Source organism: Planktothrix sp. PLAVEN19ND (genome assembly GCF_057220675.1).
On the sequence record NZ_CM170132.1, the window covers coordinates 1,667,404 to 1,686,090 of the forward strand.

The 18,687-nt window shown below is 39.5% G+C and carries 13 protein-coding genes and 1 pseudogene; 8 read left to right on the forward strand and 6 right to left on the reverse strand.

Annotation, left to right across the window (positions count from 1 at the left end; genetic code table 11):
- Positions 1–12: 12 nt before the first annotated feature.
- Positions 13–1,540: pseudogene (bchB, locus tag AC2D3N_RS07070) on the reverse strand (ferredoxin:protochlorophyllide reductase (ATP-dependent) subunit B).
- A 274-nt stretch (positions 1,541–1,814) separates the two neighbouring features.
- Between bchB and AC2D3N_RS07075 the strand changes: the two are divergent.
- From AC2D3N_RS07075 to AC2D3N_RS07090, 4 genes are all read left to right on the forward strand, one after another.
- The gene (locus AC2D3N_RS07075; RefSeq protein ID WP_079679113.1) at positions 1,815–2,261 is read left to right on the forward strand and encodes a DUF29 domain-containing protein; all 447 of its coding nucleotides are present in this window, start codon (positions 1,815–1,817) and stop codon (positions 2,259–2,261) included.
- Between the two features lie 117 nt (positions 2,262–2,378).
- Positions 2,379–2,828: a DUF29 domain-containing protein gene (locus AC2D3N_RS07080; RefSeq protein ID WP_079679585.1), complete on the forward strand. Its 450-nt coding sequence runs from the start codon at positions 2,379–2,381 to the stop codon at positions 2,826–2,828.
- 139 nt (positions 2,829–2,967) lie between these two features.
- Positions 2,968–4,203 (forward strand): ABC transporter substrate-binding protein, encoded by a 1,236-nt coding sequence (locus tag AC2D3N_RS07085; protein WP_484693196.1) that lies wholly within the window; start codon positions 2,968–2,970, stop codon positions 4,201–4,203.
- A 7-nt stretch (positions 4,204–4,210) separates the two neighbouring features.
- Entirely contained in the window at positions 4,211–5,068 is an 858-nt protein-coding gene (locus AC2D3N_RS07090) for a DUF72 domain-containing protein (protein ID WP_484693197.1), read from the forward strand.
- Between the two features lies 1 nt (position 5,069).
- Here AC2D3N_RS07090 and AC2D3N_RS07095 read toward each other — a convergent pair whose 3' ends face one another.
- Positions 5,070–6,737: a glycosyl hydrolase family 28-related protein gene (locus AC2D3N_RS07095; protein WP_484693198.1), complete on the reverse strand. Its 1,668-nt coding sequence runs from the start codon at positions 6,735–6,737 to the stop codon at positions 5,070–5,072.
- A 12-nt stretch (positions 6,738–6,749) separates the two neighbouring features.
- Complete coding sequence (locus AC2D3N_RS07100) at positions 6,750–8,129, reverse strand: aminopeptidase P family protein (RefSeq protein WP_484693199.1); 1,380 nt, start codon at positions 8,127–8,129, stop codon at positions 6,750–6,752.
- Positions 8,130–8,315: 186 nt separating this feature from the next.
- Here AC2D3N_RS07100 and AC2D3N_RS07105 point away from each other — a divergent pair, with 186 nt between their 5' ends.
- Complete coding sequence (locus AC2D3N_RS07105; RefSeq protein WP_079679105.1) at positions 8,316–8,750, forward strand: DUF4332 domain-containing protein; 435 nt, start codon at positions 8,316–8,318, stop codon at positions 8,748–8,750.
- Positions 8,751–8,757: 7 nt separating this feature from the next.
- Here AC2D3N_RS07105 and AC2D3N_RS07110 read toward each other — a convergent pair whose 3' ends face one another.
- The gene (locus AC2D3N_RS07110) at positions 8,758–9,366 is read right to left on the reverse strand and encodes a TetR/AcrR family transcriptional regulator (RefSeq protein ID WP_079679103.1); all 609 of its coding nucleotides are present in this window, start codon (positions 9,364–9,366) and stop codon (positions 8,758–8,760) included.
- A 290-nt stretch (positions 9,367–9,656) separates the two neighbouring features.
- On the opposite strand from AC2D3N_RS07110, the gene AC2D3N_RS07115 reads away from it, so the two are divergent.
- Together AC2D3N_RS07115 and AC2D3N_RS07120 are read left to right on the forward strand one after the other, a co-directional pair.
- Positions 9,657–11,132, forward strand: a complete 1,476-nt coding sequence (locus AC2D3N_RS07115) for a M16 family metallopeptidase (protein WP_484693738.1) — start codon at positions 9,657–9,659, stop codon at positions 11,130–11,132.
- Positions 11,133–11,193: 61 nt separating this feature from the next.
- Positions 11,194–12,675 carry a M16 family metallopeptidase gene (locus tag AC2D3N_RS07120; protein WP_079679100.1) on the forward strand — a complete coding sequence of 494 codons (1,482 nt, stop codon included), beginning with the start codon at positions 11,194–11,196 and terminating at the stop codon, positions 12,673–12,675.
- Here AC2D3N_RS07120 and AC2D3N_RS07125 read toward each other — a convergent pair.
- Both AC2D3N_RS07125 and miaA read right to left on the reverse strand, forming a co-directional pair.
- A complete protein-coding gene (locus AC2D3N_RS07125; protein ID WP_484693200.1) occupies positions 12,634–12,912 on the reverse strand; it encodes a hypothetical protein in 279 nt (92 codons plus the stop codon). The two genes, AC2D3N_RS07120 and AC2D3N_RS07125, sit on opposite strands and share 42 nt — an antisense overlap.
- A 254-nt stretch (positions 12,913–13,166) precedes the next feature.
- Complete coding sequence (miaA, locus tag AC2D3N_RS07130) at positions 13,167–14,084, reverse strand: tRNA (adenosine(37)-N6)-dimethylallyltransferase MiaA (RefSeq protein WP_234996677.1); 918 nt, start codon at positions 14,082–14,084, stop codon at positions 13,167–13,169.
- Positions 14,085–14,267: 183 nt separating this feature from the next.
- On the opposite strand from miaA, the gene AC2D3N_RS07135 reads away from it, so the two are divergent.
- Positions 14,268–18,578 carry an ATP-binding protein gene (locus AC2D3N_RS07135; protein WP_484693201.1) on the forward strand — a complete coding sequence of 1,437 codons (4,311 nt, stop codon included), beginning with the start codon at positions 14,268–14,270 and terminating at the stop codon, positions 18,576–18,578.
- Positions 18,579–18,687 lie beyond the last annotated feature (109 nt).

The window sequence follows — 18,687 nt, forward strand, 5'->3', positions numbered from 1 at the left end:
CCCACCCTAAAATTAAGCTCCTACGGCTTCTTTGGCCGCATACATCACTTCTAAGGAAATTTCGTTTAAACCTCGTTCACGGGCAAATTTTTCGGTATTGCGTTTAACTTTACCGCGCACAAACCCAGGAATTTTATTCAGTTCGGTTTGAGCTTCTCTTGTCCAATTCAAATCAGAAACCCGCCGAAATTCCTTTGGTAATCACTTCTTTGGTATCATGTCCACCAAAGATTTCCAAGAGGTGATCTTCCATTCCCAAGGTAAAGGAATTATAGATTAAATCGGTAATTTGATTGGTTCCTTCATAGCCTAAAAATGGTTTATAACCAATAGGGAAATTCTGAATATGAATCGGGGAAGCAATCACACCACAGGGAATATCTAAACGTTTCCCAACGTGGCGTTCCATTTGGGTTCCAAAAATAGCAGAAGGTTCAATCCGGGCAATCATATCTCCAATTTGACCGTTATCTTCACTAATCAGAACTTCATCGCAATATTCACTGACTTGTTCCTTGAACCAATCACCATCATATTTGCAATAGGTTCCGGCACAAACGACATGAATTCCCATTTCTCGCGCCAGAATTTTTGTCATCGCGGCGGCGTGGGTATTATCCCCAAAGACAACGGCTTTTTTTCCGGTTAAATTCTGACAGTCAATGGAACGGGAAAACCAAGCGGCTTGAGACACATACAGGGTTTGATTATCAATATATTCACTATAATCAACATTCGCCCCTTGAGCATTAATTACTTGTTGAATTTTGCGAATACAACGGGCGGTTTCCACCACTCCCATCGGCGTAATATCAACACAAGGAGTGCCAAATTCTTCTTCTAAATACTTTGCTGCCATTAACCCTAATTCTCGATAGGGAACCAGGTTAAACCAAGCGCGAGGCAGGTTTTTTAAGTTGTGAACCGATGCCCCTTCGGGAATCACTTCATTAACTTCAATTCCTAAATCTACCATTAGCCGTTTTAATTCGGTGCAGTCATGATGGTGATGGAAACCGAGGGTAGAGATTCCAATAATATTAACGGAAGGTTTTGCGGTTTTGCCTTCAGGAATATCGCCTTTTTTCTTGGCTTTTTCCAGATAAAACTGAACCACTTGTTGTAATGTCCGGTCAGCCGCTTGCAATTCATTAAAGCGATAATGATTAACGTCCGCTAACATGACATCGCCTTTAGCATCGAGTTGGGCGCGTTCCACAAAATTGTGTAAATCTTCTTGTAAAATACTGGAAGTACAGGTAGGAGTTAATAAAATTAAATCGGGATGTTCTTCTCGATCTTTTCTAACAATATTGTCAACCACTTTTTCTTGGGAACCCCGGGCTAAAACGTTCCGGTCTACGACACTAGCGGTCACAGGTGTATAGTCTCGTTCCCTTTCTAACATAGACCGCATGACGTTGAAGTAGTCATCTCCTAAAGGGGCGTGCATGATGGCGTGAACGTTTTTGAAGGAACTGGCAATTCTCAGGGTACCAATATGGGCGGGGCCAGCATACATCCAATAAGCCAATTTCATAGCGTGTTTCTCCGTTGATAGGTGATGAGGACAGCTTGTTTTATGTTCTCAGAAATTGTGCCAATCGCTAGGAGTATTTATACATAGCGATCGCAATTTAATCTCTATTAAAGAATTCATTTTGACACTAAAACAATAATAACATTGTTTAACTGTAATGATTCTTAAATTTTAAGCAATATTTTGTTAAATTAAATAGAAATGTTAAGTTAAGTTCCCAAAACTTGACATAAAATTAAAAGTATGATCTCAGTTATTTTTTGTTGAGGTAAAAATGAGAACATCAGAAGATTGGGAATGGTTGGCGGCGAGTTCTGAATATTTAGCCGCGGTGGCCGTTCAAGAGTTATTAGAGGAGCAAAAATTAATGGAAGCCGGAGAAGGGTTAGCGGTTTTAATTGAATCCATGGGAAAATCAAAGAAATTAGCTTTAAAAAGTCAATTAACCCGGTTAATGATGCACATTATTAAATGGAAATGTCAACCGGAAAAACGGACTTCCAGTTGGGAAACTACGATTATTTCCACCAGGGATGAAATTGCTGATATTCAAGAAGAAGTTCCCAGTTTAAATCGAAATTACCTCGAATCAATTTGGGAAACTTCTTTTAAAAAAGCCATCAGACAAGCGGAAAGTGAAATGGGAAAGAAATGTCAATTAACTGCCTTATCTTGGCAGGAGGTATTTGAGGAAGAATATACTTTATTTGATTATAATTAAACTTATAGCAAGAGGCAATAGGGAATAGGCAATGGGCAATAGGTAAATACTTACTGTGAGCAGCTTTTAGCTTTTAAGAATGTCCTAATAGATGTGGCGACTGCTATAGAAGTTATTATGGAAACTGGAAAAGATTGGGAATGGTTGGCGGCGAGTTCTGAATATTTAGCCGCGATCGCAATTCAAGAGTTATTAGAGGAGCAAAAATTTATGGAAGCCGGATCTGGGTTAGCGGTTTTAATTGAATCTATGGGAAAATCCAAGAAATTAGCTTTAAAAAGTCAGTTAACCCGGTTAATGATGCACATTATTAAATGGAAATGTCAACCGAAAAAACGGAGTGGTAGTTGGTCTATTAGTATTCGTTCAGCGCGTCAAGAAATTGCTGATATTCAAGAAGAAGTTCCCAGTTTAAACCAAAATTTTATTGATTCAATTTGGGAACAATGTTTTCAACGGGCTGTCAAGGATGCTGAGGATGAAATGGGAAAAAAAATCTCATTAATATCTTTATCTTGGCAAGAAGTATTTGAAGAAAAATACACTTTATTTGATGATTATAATTAAATGTAGTGCGAGCGTCATCGCTTACTGATTTTACAACCCTGCTCTAAATATCCACTTGTCTATAATTAAAAATAGTTGTATAATTCAGATTATCTCTTGATTTGAAAAAACCTCACTATTTTTATATAATTTTACTGCCATGATTAAAAGAAAACAATTTATCCCTCTATTCTTATCAGGAATAACCGGGGCTTTAGTATTAGCCTGTAGTCCCTCTCAACCTTCGGGAAATAACACCGCTTCCAATCCTAATTCCACGACAAATACCGTTGAAAATTCTAAAGGAATTCCGATTGGAGTTGTTCTCGCCCAAACCAGTAATGCCGCCTTATTAGGACAAGAACAGGTGATTGGCGCCAAAATGGCTGAACAATATTTTAATCAACAAGGAGGCGTGAATGGAACCCCAATTAAATTAGCCCTTCAAGATGGGGGAGGCGATGAACAAAGTGCAATTAATGCCTTTAATACCCTAATTACTCAACAGAAAGTTGTCGGCATTTTAGGCCCTTCTTTATCTCAACAAGCCTTTGCCGCTGACCCCATTGCAGAGCGGGCAAAAGTTCCGGTTTTGGGCCCTTCTAATACCGCGAAGGGAGTGCCTCAAATTGGTGATTATATTGCCCGGGTTTCTGCCCCGGTTGCAGTTGTCGCCCCGAATGCTGTAAAAGCGGCATTAAAAATCAATCCTGATATTAAAAAAGTAGCGGTTTTCTACGCTCAAAATGATGCCTTTAGTAAATCAGAAACCGAGACTTTTCAACAAACAGTTAAAGATTTAAACCTAGATTTGGTGACAGTTCAAAAGTTCCAAACCACCGACACCGATTTTCAAAATCAAGCCACCGCTACGATTAACTTAAACCCAGATTTAATTATTATTTCGGGACTGGCTGCGGATGGAGGAAATTTAATCAAACAGTTACGACAATTGGGCTATCAAGGATTAATTATTGGAGGAAATGGTTTAAATACCTCTAATATTTTTTCCGTTTGTCAAAAAGAATGTGATGGGGTAATTATTGCCCAAGCCTATAGTCCTGAAATTGATAATCCGATTAATAAAACCTTTCGAGAAACCTACGCAGCCCAGAATCAAAAAGAACCCCCGCAATTTACCGCCCAAGCCTTCGCCGGAATTCAGGTCTTTGTGGATGCTTTAAAAGCGGTTGACCAGAAAAATAAACTCGATAGTTTATCCTTAGAACAGCTAAGAGAACAATTAAATCAAGCGATTTTATCGGGAAAATATGAAACGGTTTTAGGCAATATTGCTTTTACTCCCGAAGGTGAAGTGGTGCAAGAAAAGTTTTATGTTGCCCAAATTAAAATGGATGAAACGGGAAAAAATGGTAAGTTCACCTATTTAAAATAGAAAAAAAATGGGTCACTTTTATTTAGGCTGTGCGGTTTGGTCGTATAAAAATTGGGTGGGAGAATTATATCCTTTAGGAAGTCGTCCGGCGGATTTTCTCTCCCTCTATAGTCGTCGCTTTACCGCAGTAGAAGGAAATACTACATTTTATGCCATTCCTAATGCAGAAACGGTAACTCGTTGGATACAACAAACACCATCGGATTTTAAATTTTGTTTAAAATTACCCCAGGAATTAACCCATCAAGGGTCACTAAACCTGGCTATTCCAGGGGCGTTAAAGTTTGTTGAACAAATGCAGTGTTTAGGAACTCGTTTCGGCCCTATTTTTGCTCAATTACCGCCGAGTTATTCTCCCCATTTATTAGAAGATTTGCAAGATTTTCTTCAAGTTTGGCCGCATCAAATCGTGCCTTTAGCAGTAGAAGTGCGTCATCCCGATTGGTTTCAGCCAGATAATTTTAAGCGGTTAAAACAGCTTTTAGAATCCTTTAATGTTGGACGAGTGATTTTAGATTCCCGTCCTATTTATAGCGGTGAGGATGACCCGCAACTATATTCAGAACGAAAAAAACCGCAAGTTCCGGTAGAATTTAGTGTCACAGCTTCCTTTGCTTTAATTCGGTTTATTTCCCATCCTCAATTATCGAGGAACCAACCCTTTTTAGAAGATTGGATTACACCGATTCATCATTGGTTAAATCAGGGCAAAGATGTTTATTTCTTTGTGCATTGTCCTTTGGAGGAGCGATCGCCTTCTACGGCAAAATATGTGCAACAATTGTTAGAATCCCATCATCTGCCCATTTCTCCCCTACCCTGGAATCAGTTGGAACCCGTCCCCACCCAATTAACATTATGGTAAATTAGCGTAACGGAAAACAGGGTTGAGTATTAAATCCTGAGTTATTATTCACTTCAATAGAACAAGAATACTCTAGTTTTCCGCTTTGGTTTCCTCTGTTTCCTGAAATTTCATTCCCCTGACCGCCTAAACTGGCTTTCACCAGAATATTTCCAGAAACTTGATTATTAATAATTTTAACCTGATTCATTCCATAGGGTTGATTATTTGTATCTGCCATAACAAAAATATCAGAATTCAGGACTTGATTATTTTCAATAGTTGCATGATTAATTTCTTGAACTTTATAGAGTCCAATATAAGCATTTCCCTGATTGTTTTTAATCATAACATTTTTAACCGTTGTTCCCCCACAACATTCTTGAATTAAAATTCCTTCTCCATCCACACTTAAATATTTTGTATCTCCAATTTGATGTCGATAAACTTGATAATTATTCCCCTCAACTAAAACATTCCATCCTGAAAAGTCAATTCCTCTATTTTCTAAGGTAACTGCCCCCGTTGCTTCTCGAGTACCCGTGGGGTCTGTCCACCATTTTTTATTGGGTTGGTCTTGAATATCATTATTTTGGATAATTAAACTATCTCCCGCCGCATGAATTCCCACTCGCATGGTATGGTAAACCCAATTATCTCGAATCACAATGCCTTTTCTAAAAAGTCCGGGTTCAGTGGTGGGAGTCCCAGCTAATTTAAACCCGCCTTGTTTCCCACCTCTATTAACAACAATTCCATAATGATTGCTATAATTAAAGGGAACTTTACTACCCTCTTGATAGGTTAAAATTGTCTTTTTATCTTTGGACTGTAACTTGTATCCAGGTTGTTCATAATTATCAGTAATATTATCATTAATTCGATTATTAGCAACTAAAATATTTTCATACCCAGTAAGTTCAATATTAGAAGCAAAGCGATGACTATAGCGTTGCCAAGGGTTCTGAAATTCGAGTTTGGGCACTTGGGGGTCGGGTTTTGCTACGTTATTACTGCGAACTCCAAAAATAATAATATTACTATTTTTATGGGTATCTATATTTCCCACAATATTAATTGCAGCCCGATTAATCTCTAGGTTAATAATTCCAATATTACTATCTTGGTCGGGTGTCAGGGTTTGAATACTTTTAAAGGCGGTTTCATTCGGGGTTCCGTCTCCTGAAAGTTGGGGTTCATATTTAGGAAAAACTAATTTTGAGGGGGGATGATAATTATTGACTTTTGCAGATTTAATAGCAGGAGTTTCTCCTCGAATGACTACACCAGACCTAAGTTTTATGCTATCATTAAAAATATAGGTTCCTGATGGAAAATAAACTACTCCTCCACCATGATTAAAGGCAGCATCTCGGGCGACATTGAACTGTTCTACTAAATTTGAACCGGAGAAATCTTTAATATTATACACACAATTCCACTGGATTTTATTTGTCCAGGTAGGGGCGAGATTTCCTCGCCCACTGTTGCTATAAAAAGTTGCAATCGCATTATCTGTTTCTCCTCCCTTGGGACTCCCACATTCAGCCAAACTAATTGGGGATTCTGTTGTAGGAGTATTAGATAAAAATAGGGTTGTAAAGGCATAACCAGCTACGGTTAATCCCATGACAATTAGAGTTCCTAGGAAAAAAATAATAAACCGTTTAATTCGTTGTTGACTCAGCATAAATTCACTCCATTAATTTTTAACTAAATCTTCTATCTCCTGAATAGATGTGGGTAAACTTTTGGTTAAAATTTCTGTTCCTGTTTCCGTGACTAAGACATCATCTTCTATTCTAATTCCTCGAACATCGGCAAACTGTTCTAAACGTTCCCAATTAACAATATTTTGATATTGTTCTCGATTTTTAGGATCATTTAAAATAGCCGGAACTTGATAAAAACCTGGTTCTATTGTTACTAACATTCTGGGTTTTAAGGGACGATTTAACCGCAGAAAACACCAGCCAAACCGTTGACTTCTCACCCGTCCCAGTTCATATCCAGCTAAATCTCCCAAATCCTCCATGTCATGCACATCTAACCCTAATAAATGCCCGATTCCGTGAGGAAAAAATAAGGCATGGGCATCCTGTTCTACTAAATCCTCGGGATTCCCTCTTAATATTCCTAAATCTACTAATCCTTCGGCAATTATTGTTGCGGCAATTCGATGAATCTCTTGATATTCTATCCCTGGTTTGATAGAATTAATACAGGTATCATGAGCTTTTAAAACTACTTGATAAATATCTCGTTGTGTCGGGGAAAATATTCCCGAAACCGGCCAAGTTCGGGTAATATCCGCCGCCCATCCCATCGCCGTTTCTGCCCCCACATCAGCTAATAGTAAATCCCCTGGTCGTAAGGGATTATGATAATGTTGATTATGTAAAACTTCTCCCTGTATTGTCACAATACTATTATAGGAACAGGTCATATTATGACTAATAATTACCCCTTCCATCGCCCCGCGAACCTCCGCTTCTAACCGGGCTGTTTTTGTTACTTGCATCCCCCTTTTATGGGCTTTAATACTAACTTTTGTGGCTTGGCGTAACTCCTGTAACGCCAAATCATCATGGGTTAGACGCAAATAAATAATTGCCTGTGTTAATTCTAAATCAATTCCTTCGGGCTCTTGTGCTGATCTCAAAGGACAATTCAAAAATTGACGTTGTTCGTTGGCAGTAATGGGATTTTGTACCACAATAGTCGCCGCATCTTCAAGATGATTAGATAATTCTGATAAGGGATAGGAAATATCTGCACCGATGAGTTCTGCAATTCGATCTCTGTGGGGAATTTCGATATGCCAAAGGGCGCTACCTTGGGGGGAATCATCCATAAATAATTCTAAGCGACCTTCATATAAACGAATCGCTGCATTTTCTAGTGGAAATCCGGCAAAATAAAGAAAATGACTACTGGCACGAAAGGGATAAATATTAGCGGGAAAATTGCGAGAATATTCACGACCCGACCACAAAATTGCCGGAAAATCAATTAAATAGCTGAGTTTTTGGCGTCGTTGGCGAAGGGTATCAATCAGAAATTCGGAATAATTAAATAACATGATTAAATCGAAATTTGGGTGATTTTAATTTAAGCGATGGTAGTGCTAGTATCATCGTTATCTCAAGTATAGGGTTTAAATCCTTAACAGCCTACCCTGAATTTTAGAAAAAAATAGGTTAGAATCAAACAGCACAAATTGAGGAGGATTAGACCGCCTCAACCTGAAACTAACAATAGCAAAACGATGACATCTTTTAAACCCAACTCCCATAACTCTATTCAAGGGGTTGATTGGCCGATTTCTCAACTGCCGGGCTTGAATTCGGACAATCAAACCCAATTAAACAATTATGGCATTAAAACCACCAGTCAACTGTTAAAACAAGGCAAAACTCCAGCCGAAAAAATGATTTTAGCCAATTTGCTCCAGATTAATATTAGAGATATTAACAAATGGATAGCAATGGCGGACTTAGCTAGAATTCCTGGCGTCGGTTGTCAATATTGTGGACTTTTGCTTCATGCGGGGGTGAGTTCAGTCAACCATTTAACCAAATTACCAATTCATCGTTTACATCAACAAATATTACGCTTTTATGTCGTTAATTTACAGCGTCGAGATCTATGTCCATCTGTTAATAAAATTCAAGAATGGGTACAACAAGCAAAATTTTTGTAATCTGTTTTTATTCTTTTGCTAACACTCCATTCAAGAAAATATCGGCTAATCCTTCAGCCATTTCTTTCATTTCTTGGGGGGAAGCATTGGGTTCAAGGAGAGTATTATAACTAAATCCTGCGATCGCAAACATTCCTAAAAAAACTTGGGCAACAATTTTAGGATTCATCGGACGATAAACTCCTTTTTGGATTGCCGTTTCAAAAAAAGCCTCGGTTACATCGATCATTTTATTAATAATTTCTGATTGAAGGCGATCGCGTAATTCTGGATGAAACTGAGCTTCTAAAAAACAAATTCGCATGATATCTGCATTTTTCTGTAGATTAATTAGACGTCGATGTAACAATTGTGCCACGGCTTTATAGTTACTCATCTCACTCAATTCTGTTAGTAAATCCGTTAAAATTTCCACCCATCCCTCAATCACAATGGCAGTCAAAATCGCTTTTTTATTAGCAAAATGTCGAAACAAAGTAGCTTCGGCGACCCCGGCGGCCGTCGCTAAATCACGAGTAGTGGTACTATCATAGCCTTTCTGGGCAAATAACCCCCGGGCTGCCAGTAGAATCTGGTTTTCTAATTCCGATGCTGTAGAGGAATGGAGATGCGACATAACTTTATTTATCTTATGTGGCTCTAATTTGAGCCTATCATTCATCTGGGAAGACCGATCGGAAACGATATAACTCTTAATGCTTTGATATTTTTTACGGTTAAAATTCTGATTTTGTGATATTTTAAGATAGATTAGACCTTAGTTGTTCTCGCATTTTTGTCAAGTTATACCGCTAAAAACCTATGTTTTGGGATTATTTTTTCCGAGGGAAACAAAGAACTCACAAACTATCCCCTGCGGGGAAACGTTTGTCCGTTGTGCTGTTAAGTCTATGTTTATTTTGGGTAATGGGATTTCAAGCTGTTTGGGGAGATGAAATTGCCCCTGCAAATTCTTCAATTCAACCGTATTTAAAACGAGTGCAGCGAGAAATTACCGAATTTACTCTTGATAATGGCATGAGATTTATTGTCTTAGAAAGACATCGAGCACCGGTTATTTCTTTCTTAATTTATGCCGATGTTGGAGGAGCCAATGAACCCGACGGACAAACGGGAGTCGCCCATTATTTAGAACATTTAGCTTTTAAAGGAACTCAACATATTGGTACAACCAATTATCAAGCCGAACAACCTCTTTTAGAAAAGCAAGATCAGATTTTTGCACAAATTAAACAAGCTAAAGCCGAAGGAAACCAGGAAAAATTAAAACAATTAATCATTGATTTAGAAACAGTAAGTCGCGAAGCCAATCAATATGTCAAGCAAAATGAGTTTGGTAGAATTGTAGAACAAGCTGGAGGTGTAGGACTCAATGCCACAACCTCCGCCGATGCTACCTCTTATTTTTATAGCCTTCCTGCTAACAAATTAGAACTGTGGATGTCCCTAGAATCTGAGCGATTTTTAGAACCCGTATTTCGGGAATTTTACAAAGAAAAACAGGTCATTTTAGAAGAACGTCGCTTGCGAACAGAAAATTCTCCCATTGGTCAAATGATCGAGGCATTTTCCGCCACAGCATTCAAAGCTCATCCCTACCGTCGTCCTGTGATTGGCTATGTACAAGACTTAGAAAATTTAACTCGTGAAAATGTTAAAAATTTCTTTGAAACCTACTATGTTCCTAATAATTTAACCGTAGCAATTGTTGGGGATGTTAACCCCACGGAAGTCAAACGTTTAGCAGAAATTTATTTTGGTCGCTATCCCGCCAGACCGAAACCCCCTGAATTGAATATTGTTGAGCCACCTCAAACCGAAACTAGGGAAGTGACTTTAACCTTAAAAACTCAACCTTGGTATTTGGAAGGGTATCCCAGTCCGGCGGCTAATCATCCTGATTCTGTGATTTATGATATGATTTCCAGTCTTCTGAGTGATGGTCGAACTTCTCGTTTGTATAAATCCTTAGTTGAAGAACAACAAATTGCTTTAACCGCCCAAGGATCAAGTGGATATCCGGGTAATAAATACACCAATTTAATGTTATTTTATGCCATGCCCGCACCCGGTCATACCGTTGATGAAGTGGCAATTTCCCTCCGCAAAGAAATTGAACGACTGAAAACAGAATTGGTGTCTGAAACCGAATTAGACAGGGTTAAAACTCAAGCTAAAGCCAGTTTGTTAAGATCCTTAGATTCTAATATGGGAATGGCATTTGCTTTAGTGGGATATGAAGTCAAAACTGGATCTTGGATCAACTTATTTGAGGAATTAGAAAAAATTGATGCCATTACTCCCCAAGATATTCAACGGGTGGCTCAAGACGTATTTATTCCGCAAAAACGCACCATTGGCCGCCTATTATCCGAGGAATAAACTTTAACATCACCTAATTTTATCCTGACTCATTCTATCTTGATTAACCTTTCCATTCACTATGTTGACTTTGAAAACCCTAAACTTGAAAAAATCCACACTTTTTTTGGCTGGATTATTGCTAACGACCTTCTTTTTTACCGCGTTTAGCCATATTCCGGCAATTGCTTCTACGCCCAAACATTACACCGATTTAACTTTTTCTCCCTTACCAACCCTTAAACTTCCTGATTATGAACGCTATCAATTAGACAATGGAATTACAGTTTATTTAGTCGAAGATCATGAACTTCCCTTAGTAGGAGGAAGTGCGTTATTTCACACCGGAGATCGATTTGAACCTGCGGATAAGGTGGGTTTAGCAAGTATTACCGCCGAGGTGATGCGAAATGGAGGAACTCGTCAACATTCCGGCGATCAATTGAATCAATTATTAGAACAAAAAGCCGCCTCCGTTGAAGCCGGAATTTCTACAACTTCTGGTAGTGTTGGATTTTCAGGATTAACAGAAGATTTAGACTTGGTGTTTGGATTGTTTACGGATGTTATTCGCAATCCCCTGTTTCCGCAGGATCAATTAGACTTAGCAAAAACTCAAGCTAAAGGCGGAATTGCCCGTCGGAATGATAACCCAGGAGACATTGCTTCACGGGAGTTTGTTAAGGTGATTTATGGTGCAGATAGTCCCTACGCCCGCATCGCAGAATATGCCACCTTGAATAATATTAAGCGTGAGAGTTTAGTTGATTTTTATGAAAAATATTTTCATCCTGAAACTATGATTTTGGGAATTGTAGGGGATTTTGATCGAGCAAAAATGAAGGCGTTAATTGATGAAAAATTAGGAACTTGGAAACCGAGTCAAAAAGCCGTTATCCCTCCCCTTCCTGCGGTTTCTCAAGCTAATTTGGGCGGTATTTTCTTTGTTGATCAACCGCAACTTAATCAAAGTTATGTGGAAATGGGTCATTTAGGCGGGTTATTAAATGATCCCGATTATCCCAAATTGGCGGTTATGAATGGGGTGTTAAACGGGTTCGGTGGACGGTTATTTAATAATCTGCGATCGCGCCAAGGGTTAGCCTATTCTGTTTATGGATATTGGGGTGCAAGTTATGATTATCCCGGGGTTTTTAATGCCGGAGGACAAACCCGTTCTGAAGCAACAGTTCCATTCATTCAAGGGGTTAAAACTGAAATTGAACGGTTAAAAAAAGAACCAATTAAGTTGGAAGAATTAACCTATGCAAAAGAATCTACCTTGAATTCTTTTATTTTCAAGTTTGAAGATCCGGCTCAAACTTTATCCCGTTTAATGCAGTATGAATATTATGGCTATCCCAAAGATTTTATCTTTGATTATCAACGTCAAGTCCAAGCAACAACCATCGAAGATGTTCAACGAGTCGCTCAACAATATCTTAATTTCGACAAGTTGGTGATTTTAGTTGTCGGAAATAAAGCGTTGATTAGTCCAGATTTAAGTAGTTTAGATAATCAATCAAAAGTCACTACAATTGATGTGACAATTCCGGGTAGTTAATGTTAATATAAGGTGGGTAAAACCCACCTTAATCTCGTATAAGTCAAAATCTAAACTTTCTTTAATCTCAACATCATCATCATATCGTTCAATTATAAGACTTTTAGCAATTTCAGCAAAGTCAGAATCATCCTGAAAAACACCCGCAAATTTCAACCAAGGGTTTTCCAATTGTTGAGTAGATACTTCTTCAATTTCAAAAGGAATAATTTCTAGTTTATCAGAATAAGTATACAACAACGTTTTTAAATTTTCTAGGGCTTCTTCCTGTGTTGAAGCTTCAACCTGCTAGTTAGGAAGTTCTATAAAAGATGCGCGTATTTGCGTTGCATTTGAACGATCAAGCAAAATATGAAATTTCACAGGAAGCGACGGAGATAATTTCAGAGAGGAAAGATTAAGATTCATAGCATTTTTATTGAATATTTTTTAGTTCAATCATAGCATTTTTCTGTCACCTTGGGAAAATAAAGCAAATTTTCAAGATTATTTCACCCATCCTCAAGAATAGCTTGCCAAACCTGATCTAATAAATTAGAACTATCAGCATCAAACCATTGAATTTCAGAAACAGCCCGAAACCAAGTTCTTTGGCGTTTGGCAAATTGTCGGGTATGTAATACGATTAATTCCTGGGCTGTTTCTAAAGAAATATCTCCCGCTAAATATTGTTTAATTTCCTGATATCCTAAAGTTTCTAATAACGATAAATCAGTGCCATATTTCTGACATAACTGTTCAACTTCCTGCACAAATCCCCTTTCCATCATGTTTTCTGTCCGCTTTTTAATCCGATGAATTAATGCTTCTGGTTCACAATTTAAACCAATTTGTAAAATCGGATAATCGGGAGGATTTTCTCCTTGCTGTTCAGAAATCGGACGACCGGTGATATAATAAACCTCTAAGGCTCGTAGAGTTCTAAACTGATCATTGGCATGAATTTTCTGTGCCGCGATCGCATCGATTTGTTTCAACATCTGATAACATTGTACTTGCCCTAAACCTTCAAGTTGCGATCGCAATTCTGGATTAGGAGCAACCCGAGGAATTTTCATTCCCCGCACAATGGATTTAATATATAATCCCGTCCCCCCAACTAATAATATAGGAGCAGAATTAGAAGTATGATTAATCAATTCTCGCGCTTGATCCTGATAATCTGCTACGGTTAAAGTCTCCGTTGGTTCACAAATATCAATCAAATAATGGGGAACCCCCCGACGTTCTTCCAGGGTAGGTTTAGCCGTCCCAATATCAAACCCTCGATAGACCAAACGGGAGTCCGCACTCAAAACCACCGACCCCAAACGCTCCGCTAACTGAATCGCCAAACCCGATTTCCCCGTAGCCGTCGCACCACAGATGACGATTAACTGGGGTGACTGTGGTATTGTACAAATAGTCAACTTTCCTTCTCCTTGTGCCCATCACCAATAACCGGATATATCAACCCTGTCCAAATTTGATTTGAGAATGCCCTACGATCCTCTCTAACCTATTTGTGCTACAATTTTTGAAAGTTTTATCATTTTACTGTAAGAACGTCATAAGGGACGTTTTTACTCAACCAATACTGGAGTCGTGATCAAATGACCAGCAATTACAGCGCCGACCAAATTCAAGTCCTTGAAGGTTTGGAAGCCGTTCGCAAACGCCCCGGAATGTACATTGGTTCCACAGGGCCAAGAGGACTCCACCATTTAGTATACGAGGTTGTAGATAACGCGATCGATGAGGCGCTGGCTGGCTATTGCACCCACATCGAAATCGATTTCAACGCCAATGGTTCCGTCACCGTCACCGATGATGGTCGCGGTATCCCCGTCGATACCCATTCTAAAACCGGAAAGTCCGCTTTAGAAACGGTTTTAACCGTTCTCCACGCCGGGGGTAAATTTGGGGGTGGCGGTTATAAAGTTTCGGGGGGTTTACATGGGGTCGGGGTTTCTGTTGTTAACGCTTTATCAGAATGGTTAGAAGTTACGGTTTTTCGGGATAAAAAAGAATATTCCCAACGCTTTGAACGGGGGACTCCCGCCACGGAACTCACCTCAAAACCGATTAAAGAAGCCCGCACCGGAACTTCCGTTTCCTTTTTACCCGATACTTCAATTTTTACCACCGGAATTGAGTTTGATTGTGATACGATTGCCTCCCGTTTACGCGAACTCGCCTATTTGAATGCGGGAGTTAAAATTACTCTGACAGATAGTCGTTTAGAACTCTTAAATCGCGAAAATCCCCGGATAGAAACCTACCGTTATGAAGGCGGAATTCGGGAGTATATCGCCTACATGAACAACGATAAACAACCCCTCCATGAAGATATTATTTATACTTGTGGAGAACGGAGTAATGTTCAAATAGAAGTGGCTTTGCAGTGGTGTACCGATGCCTATAGTGATACGGTTTTAGGTTTTGCGAATAATATTAGAACCATCGATGGGGGAACCCATTTAGAAGGGTTAAAAACCGTTTTGACTCGAACTTTAAATGCGATCGCCCGTAAACGGAATAAACTCAAAGAAGGCGAGGCAAATTTAGGCGGGGAAAATATTAGAGAAGGTCTAACCGCCGTTATTTCTGCCAAAGTTCCCGACCCTGAATTTGAAGGACAAACCAAAACCCGATTAGGAAATCCAGAAGTTCGGGGAATTGTTGACTCCTTGGTGGGGGAAGCCTTAACCGAATATTTAGAATTTAATCCCGGGGTTGCCGATGCGATCATTGAGAAAGCCATTCAAGCCTTTAAAGCCGCAGAAGCCGCTCGACGAGCACGGGATTTAGTCCGTCGGAAATCGGTCTTAGAATCCTCTCCATTGCCAGGTAAATTAGCCGATTGTAGTACCCGAGATCCCCATGAATCGGAGATTTTCTTAGTCGAAGGGGACAGCGCCGGCGGTTGTTTGTTTAGTTTTACTTATATATCTCTTGCTGATGGATCAGAAAAAACTATCAAAGAAATTGTTGATGAGCAGGCTGAGGGGAAAGAGCATTTTTGCTACACCATTAATCAAAGTGGCAATATCGCCATTGAACACATCACCAATGCACGACTCACGAAGAAAAATGCCCAAGTCGTGAAATTAACTTTAGATAATGGAGAAACCCTGATTTGTACTCCCGATCACCCGTTTATGTTGCGTGATCGTACTTATAAAGCAGCCGCAGAATTAACCCCAGAAGATTCCTTAATGCCGTTTCATTACTTAGAAAATAATGGGGAATTAAAGGGAAATCAAAAGGTTTGGAATCCAGGTTCTGATCAATGGATTGATACCCATGTATTAGCTAATACCTATCAATTAAAACAACGGGAAGATCAAGAGCGTTTAGAATCTCAGTATCAAGCATCAAATCAAAGCGATTATGCTCGAACCCTAGCCTCACTTTATCAAATATATAACCCTTCAAACTCTCTTAAACCGCAAAAAGATCCGACCTTTAAAACCTTTTGCGATTGCTATTTTCAAGGAGATGAAGTCGCCACCAGAACTGCTATTCGGAACTACAATCATCGGGTCGTTTCTATCGAATGGTTAGAAGAACGTCATGATGTTTATGATATTGAAGTTCCCCATAGTCATAACTTCGCATTATCGGCGGGTATATTTGTGCATAATAGCGCGAAACAAGGACGCGATCGCCGTACCCAAGCCATTCTTCCTTTACGCGGAAAAATCCTGAATATTGAGAAAACCGATGATGCCAAAATCTACAAAAATAATGAAATTCAATCCTTAATTACAGCGCTAGGATTAGGGATAAAAGGAGAAGAATTTGATGCTTCTCAATTGCGGTATCATAAAGTCATAATTATGAGCGTTGCGGGTGATGAACCCACGCTAGTAATGGAAGATACCGGAAAAACTGAATTTGTAGAAATTGGCAAGTTTATTGATGAGTGTATCGAAGGGAAACGCACCCCAGAACGCTATCAAGTGGTTGCTTTTGATCCCGTAACCCATGCCACCCGTTTTCGTCCGATTAAAGCCGTAATTCGTCACGGGCATGAAGAACCCATGTATCAACTGACGACTCGCTATAATCGTCAAATTAAGGTCACATCTTCCCATAGTGTTTTTGTGTATGAAAATGGGGAAGTTAAACTCAAAAAAGGCAATGAAATTAAACCCGGAGATTGGTTAGTTGCCAGTCGTCGTTTGCCGCGTTCAACGGAACCTCAAACCCGGATTGATTTACTCCGAACCTTCTATGAAGCGGGTGTTACTCAATCCTTATATTTACAAGGAGAAGATGTTCGTAAAATTGCCAGTCGGCGGATTTTAGCCAAGGTTGACAAACCGGAATTATTCAGTGAAACTCGGGTTGAATTAGATGCCGAAGGATGGCAACAATTAATTGCCCAACGTCAAGCATTAGGCATGACTCAAAAACAATTGGCAACTGCCATTGGAGTCAAACAACCGATTACGATTAGTCACTGGGAACGGGGAATTAATCGACCCATTTTGTCTAATTTCTTAGATTATTTAGAGACCATTGGAGGCAACGAAAATATTGTTTATCAAACCCTACCCTCTAAAATTGATCAACTCCTGACTCAAGATGACAGCAGTAAAAACGCCCGTTGGCGAGAAGTGAGTCATTACAAACCCATTGAATATTTCACACCCAGCGAGTTAATTCAGTTGGGGGATAACCTAAAAATTGTTCCTCAAGCCCACCAGAATAAAGCCTTCGATCGCTATTTACCCATTACTTCAGAATTGATGTGGTTTTTGGGTTGGTATGTGGCGGAAGGAAGCCTATCAAAACATCAAGTCAGCCTGAATTTAGGCACAAAAGATGAGCGATTTATTCCTGAGTTAATTGCAGCCATTCAAGAGGTATTTGGGGAAACACCACGCAGCTATAATGATCCCGAAAGTCAGGGGATTAAACTCTACTTTAATAGTGTAGTCGCTGCCCGACTGTTACAGGCTTGGGGATTAGGAAAAAAATCCCATGAAAAACAAATTCCCGATCTAGTTTTCTCGGTGACTGAACCTTTACAACTTGCCTTTTTAGAGGGGTATTTCTTAGGGGATGGTACAACCAGTGGGGCGAATATTTCTTGGACAACTAACTCCAATTCAATTAAGAATGGATTACTCTATTTATTCGGACAATTGGGATTAATTGGCAGTACCAGTGAACATCAACCTCAATTGAATCACACAGCCCCAATTCAAACCCGTTATCCCTACTATACCCTGACCCTTTGTGGCAAACAACAACTCGAAAGTTGTCGTTTAATTTGGCAACGTCATTTAGGGGCAGAAAAACTTAACACCTATCTACAACTTCCGACTCAAAAACCGATGGATTATTTACCCATTAGTGAAGATTTAATGGGATTAAAAGTTGTCAAGGCGGAGGAAATTGAATTAGTCGGAGAGTATGTTTATGACTTCTCCGTTGATGGGGATGAAAACTTTGTTTGTGGAACCGGAGGACTCTGCTGTCATAATACCGACGCGGACGTTGATGGAGCCCATATTCGGACTTTATTACTGACCTTTTTCTATCGTTATCAACGGGAATTAGTCGATCAAGGCTATATTTATATTGCCTGTCCTCCCCTGTACAAAGTGGAACGGGGACGGAACCATCAATACTGTTACAATGAGCAAGAATTGCAGGAGCATTTGAGAAGTTTACCCGCCAATGCTAACTACAATATTCAACGGTTTAAAGGGTTAGGGGAAATGATGCCCGAACAACTTTGGACAACTACTATGAACCCAGAAACTCGGATGATTAAACGGGTGGAAGTGGAAGATGCTGCCGAAGCTGATCGGATTTTCACTATATTAATGGGCGATCGGGTTGCCCCCCGTCGGGAGTTCATCGAAACCCACGCCCCTCGCTTAAATTTAACTGATTTAGACATCTAAGGGGTTTGGGATTGCTTGAGGTATGATCTAAAAACCCGATTTCGTGAAAGTTATCGGGTTTTTAATCTTCAAGGCATTTGCGATCGCGCTTTCTTTTGGAGGAGCGATC

Coding starts and splice junctions, on each gene's coding strand:
- AC2D3N_RS07090 (WP_484693197.1), top strand. CDS start 4,211: ATGGGTCACTTTTATTTAGGCTGTGCGGTTTGGTCGTATAAAAATTGG.
- AC2D3N_RS07115 (WP_484693738.1), top strand. CDS start 9,657: ATGGGATTTCAAGCTGTTTGGGGAGATGAAATTGCCCCTGCAAATTCT.
- AC2D3N_RS07105 (WP_079679105.1), top strand. CDS start 8,316: ATGACATCTTTTAAACCCAACTCCCATAACTCTATTCAAGGGGTTGAT.
- AC2D3N_RS07075 (WP_079679113.1), top strand. CDS start 1,815: ATGAGAACATCAGAAGATTGGGAATGGTTGGCGGCGAGTTCTGAATAT.
- AC2D3N_RS07080 (WP_079679585.1), top strand. CDS start 2,379: ATGGAAACTGGAAAAGATTGGGAATGGTTGGCGGCGAGTTCTGAATAT.
- AC2D3N_RS07120 (WP_079679100.1), top strand. CDS start 11,194: ATGTTGACTTTGAAAACCCTAAACTTGAAAAAATCCACACTTTTTTTG.
- AC2D3N_RS07100 (WP_484693199.1), bottom strand. CDS start 8,129: ATGTTATTTAATTATTCCGAATTTCTGATTGATACCCTTCGCCAACGA.
- AC2D3N_RS07085 (WP_484693196.1), top strand. CDS start 2,968: ATGATTAAAAGAAAACAATTTATCCCTCTATTCTTATCAGGAATAACC.
- AC2D3N_RS07110 (WP_079679103.1), bottom strand. CDS start 9,366: ATGTCGCATCTCCATTCCTCTACAGCATCGGAATTAGAAAACCAGATT.
- AC2D3N_RS07135 (WP_484693201.1), top strand. CDS start 14,268: ATGACCAGCAATTACAGCGCCGACCAAATTCAAGTCCTTGAAGGTTTG.
- AC2D3N_RS07095 (WP_484693198.1), bottom strand. CDS start 6,737: ATGCTGAGTCAACAACGAATTAAACGGTTTATTATTTTTTTCCTAGGA.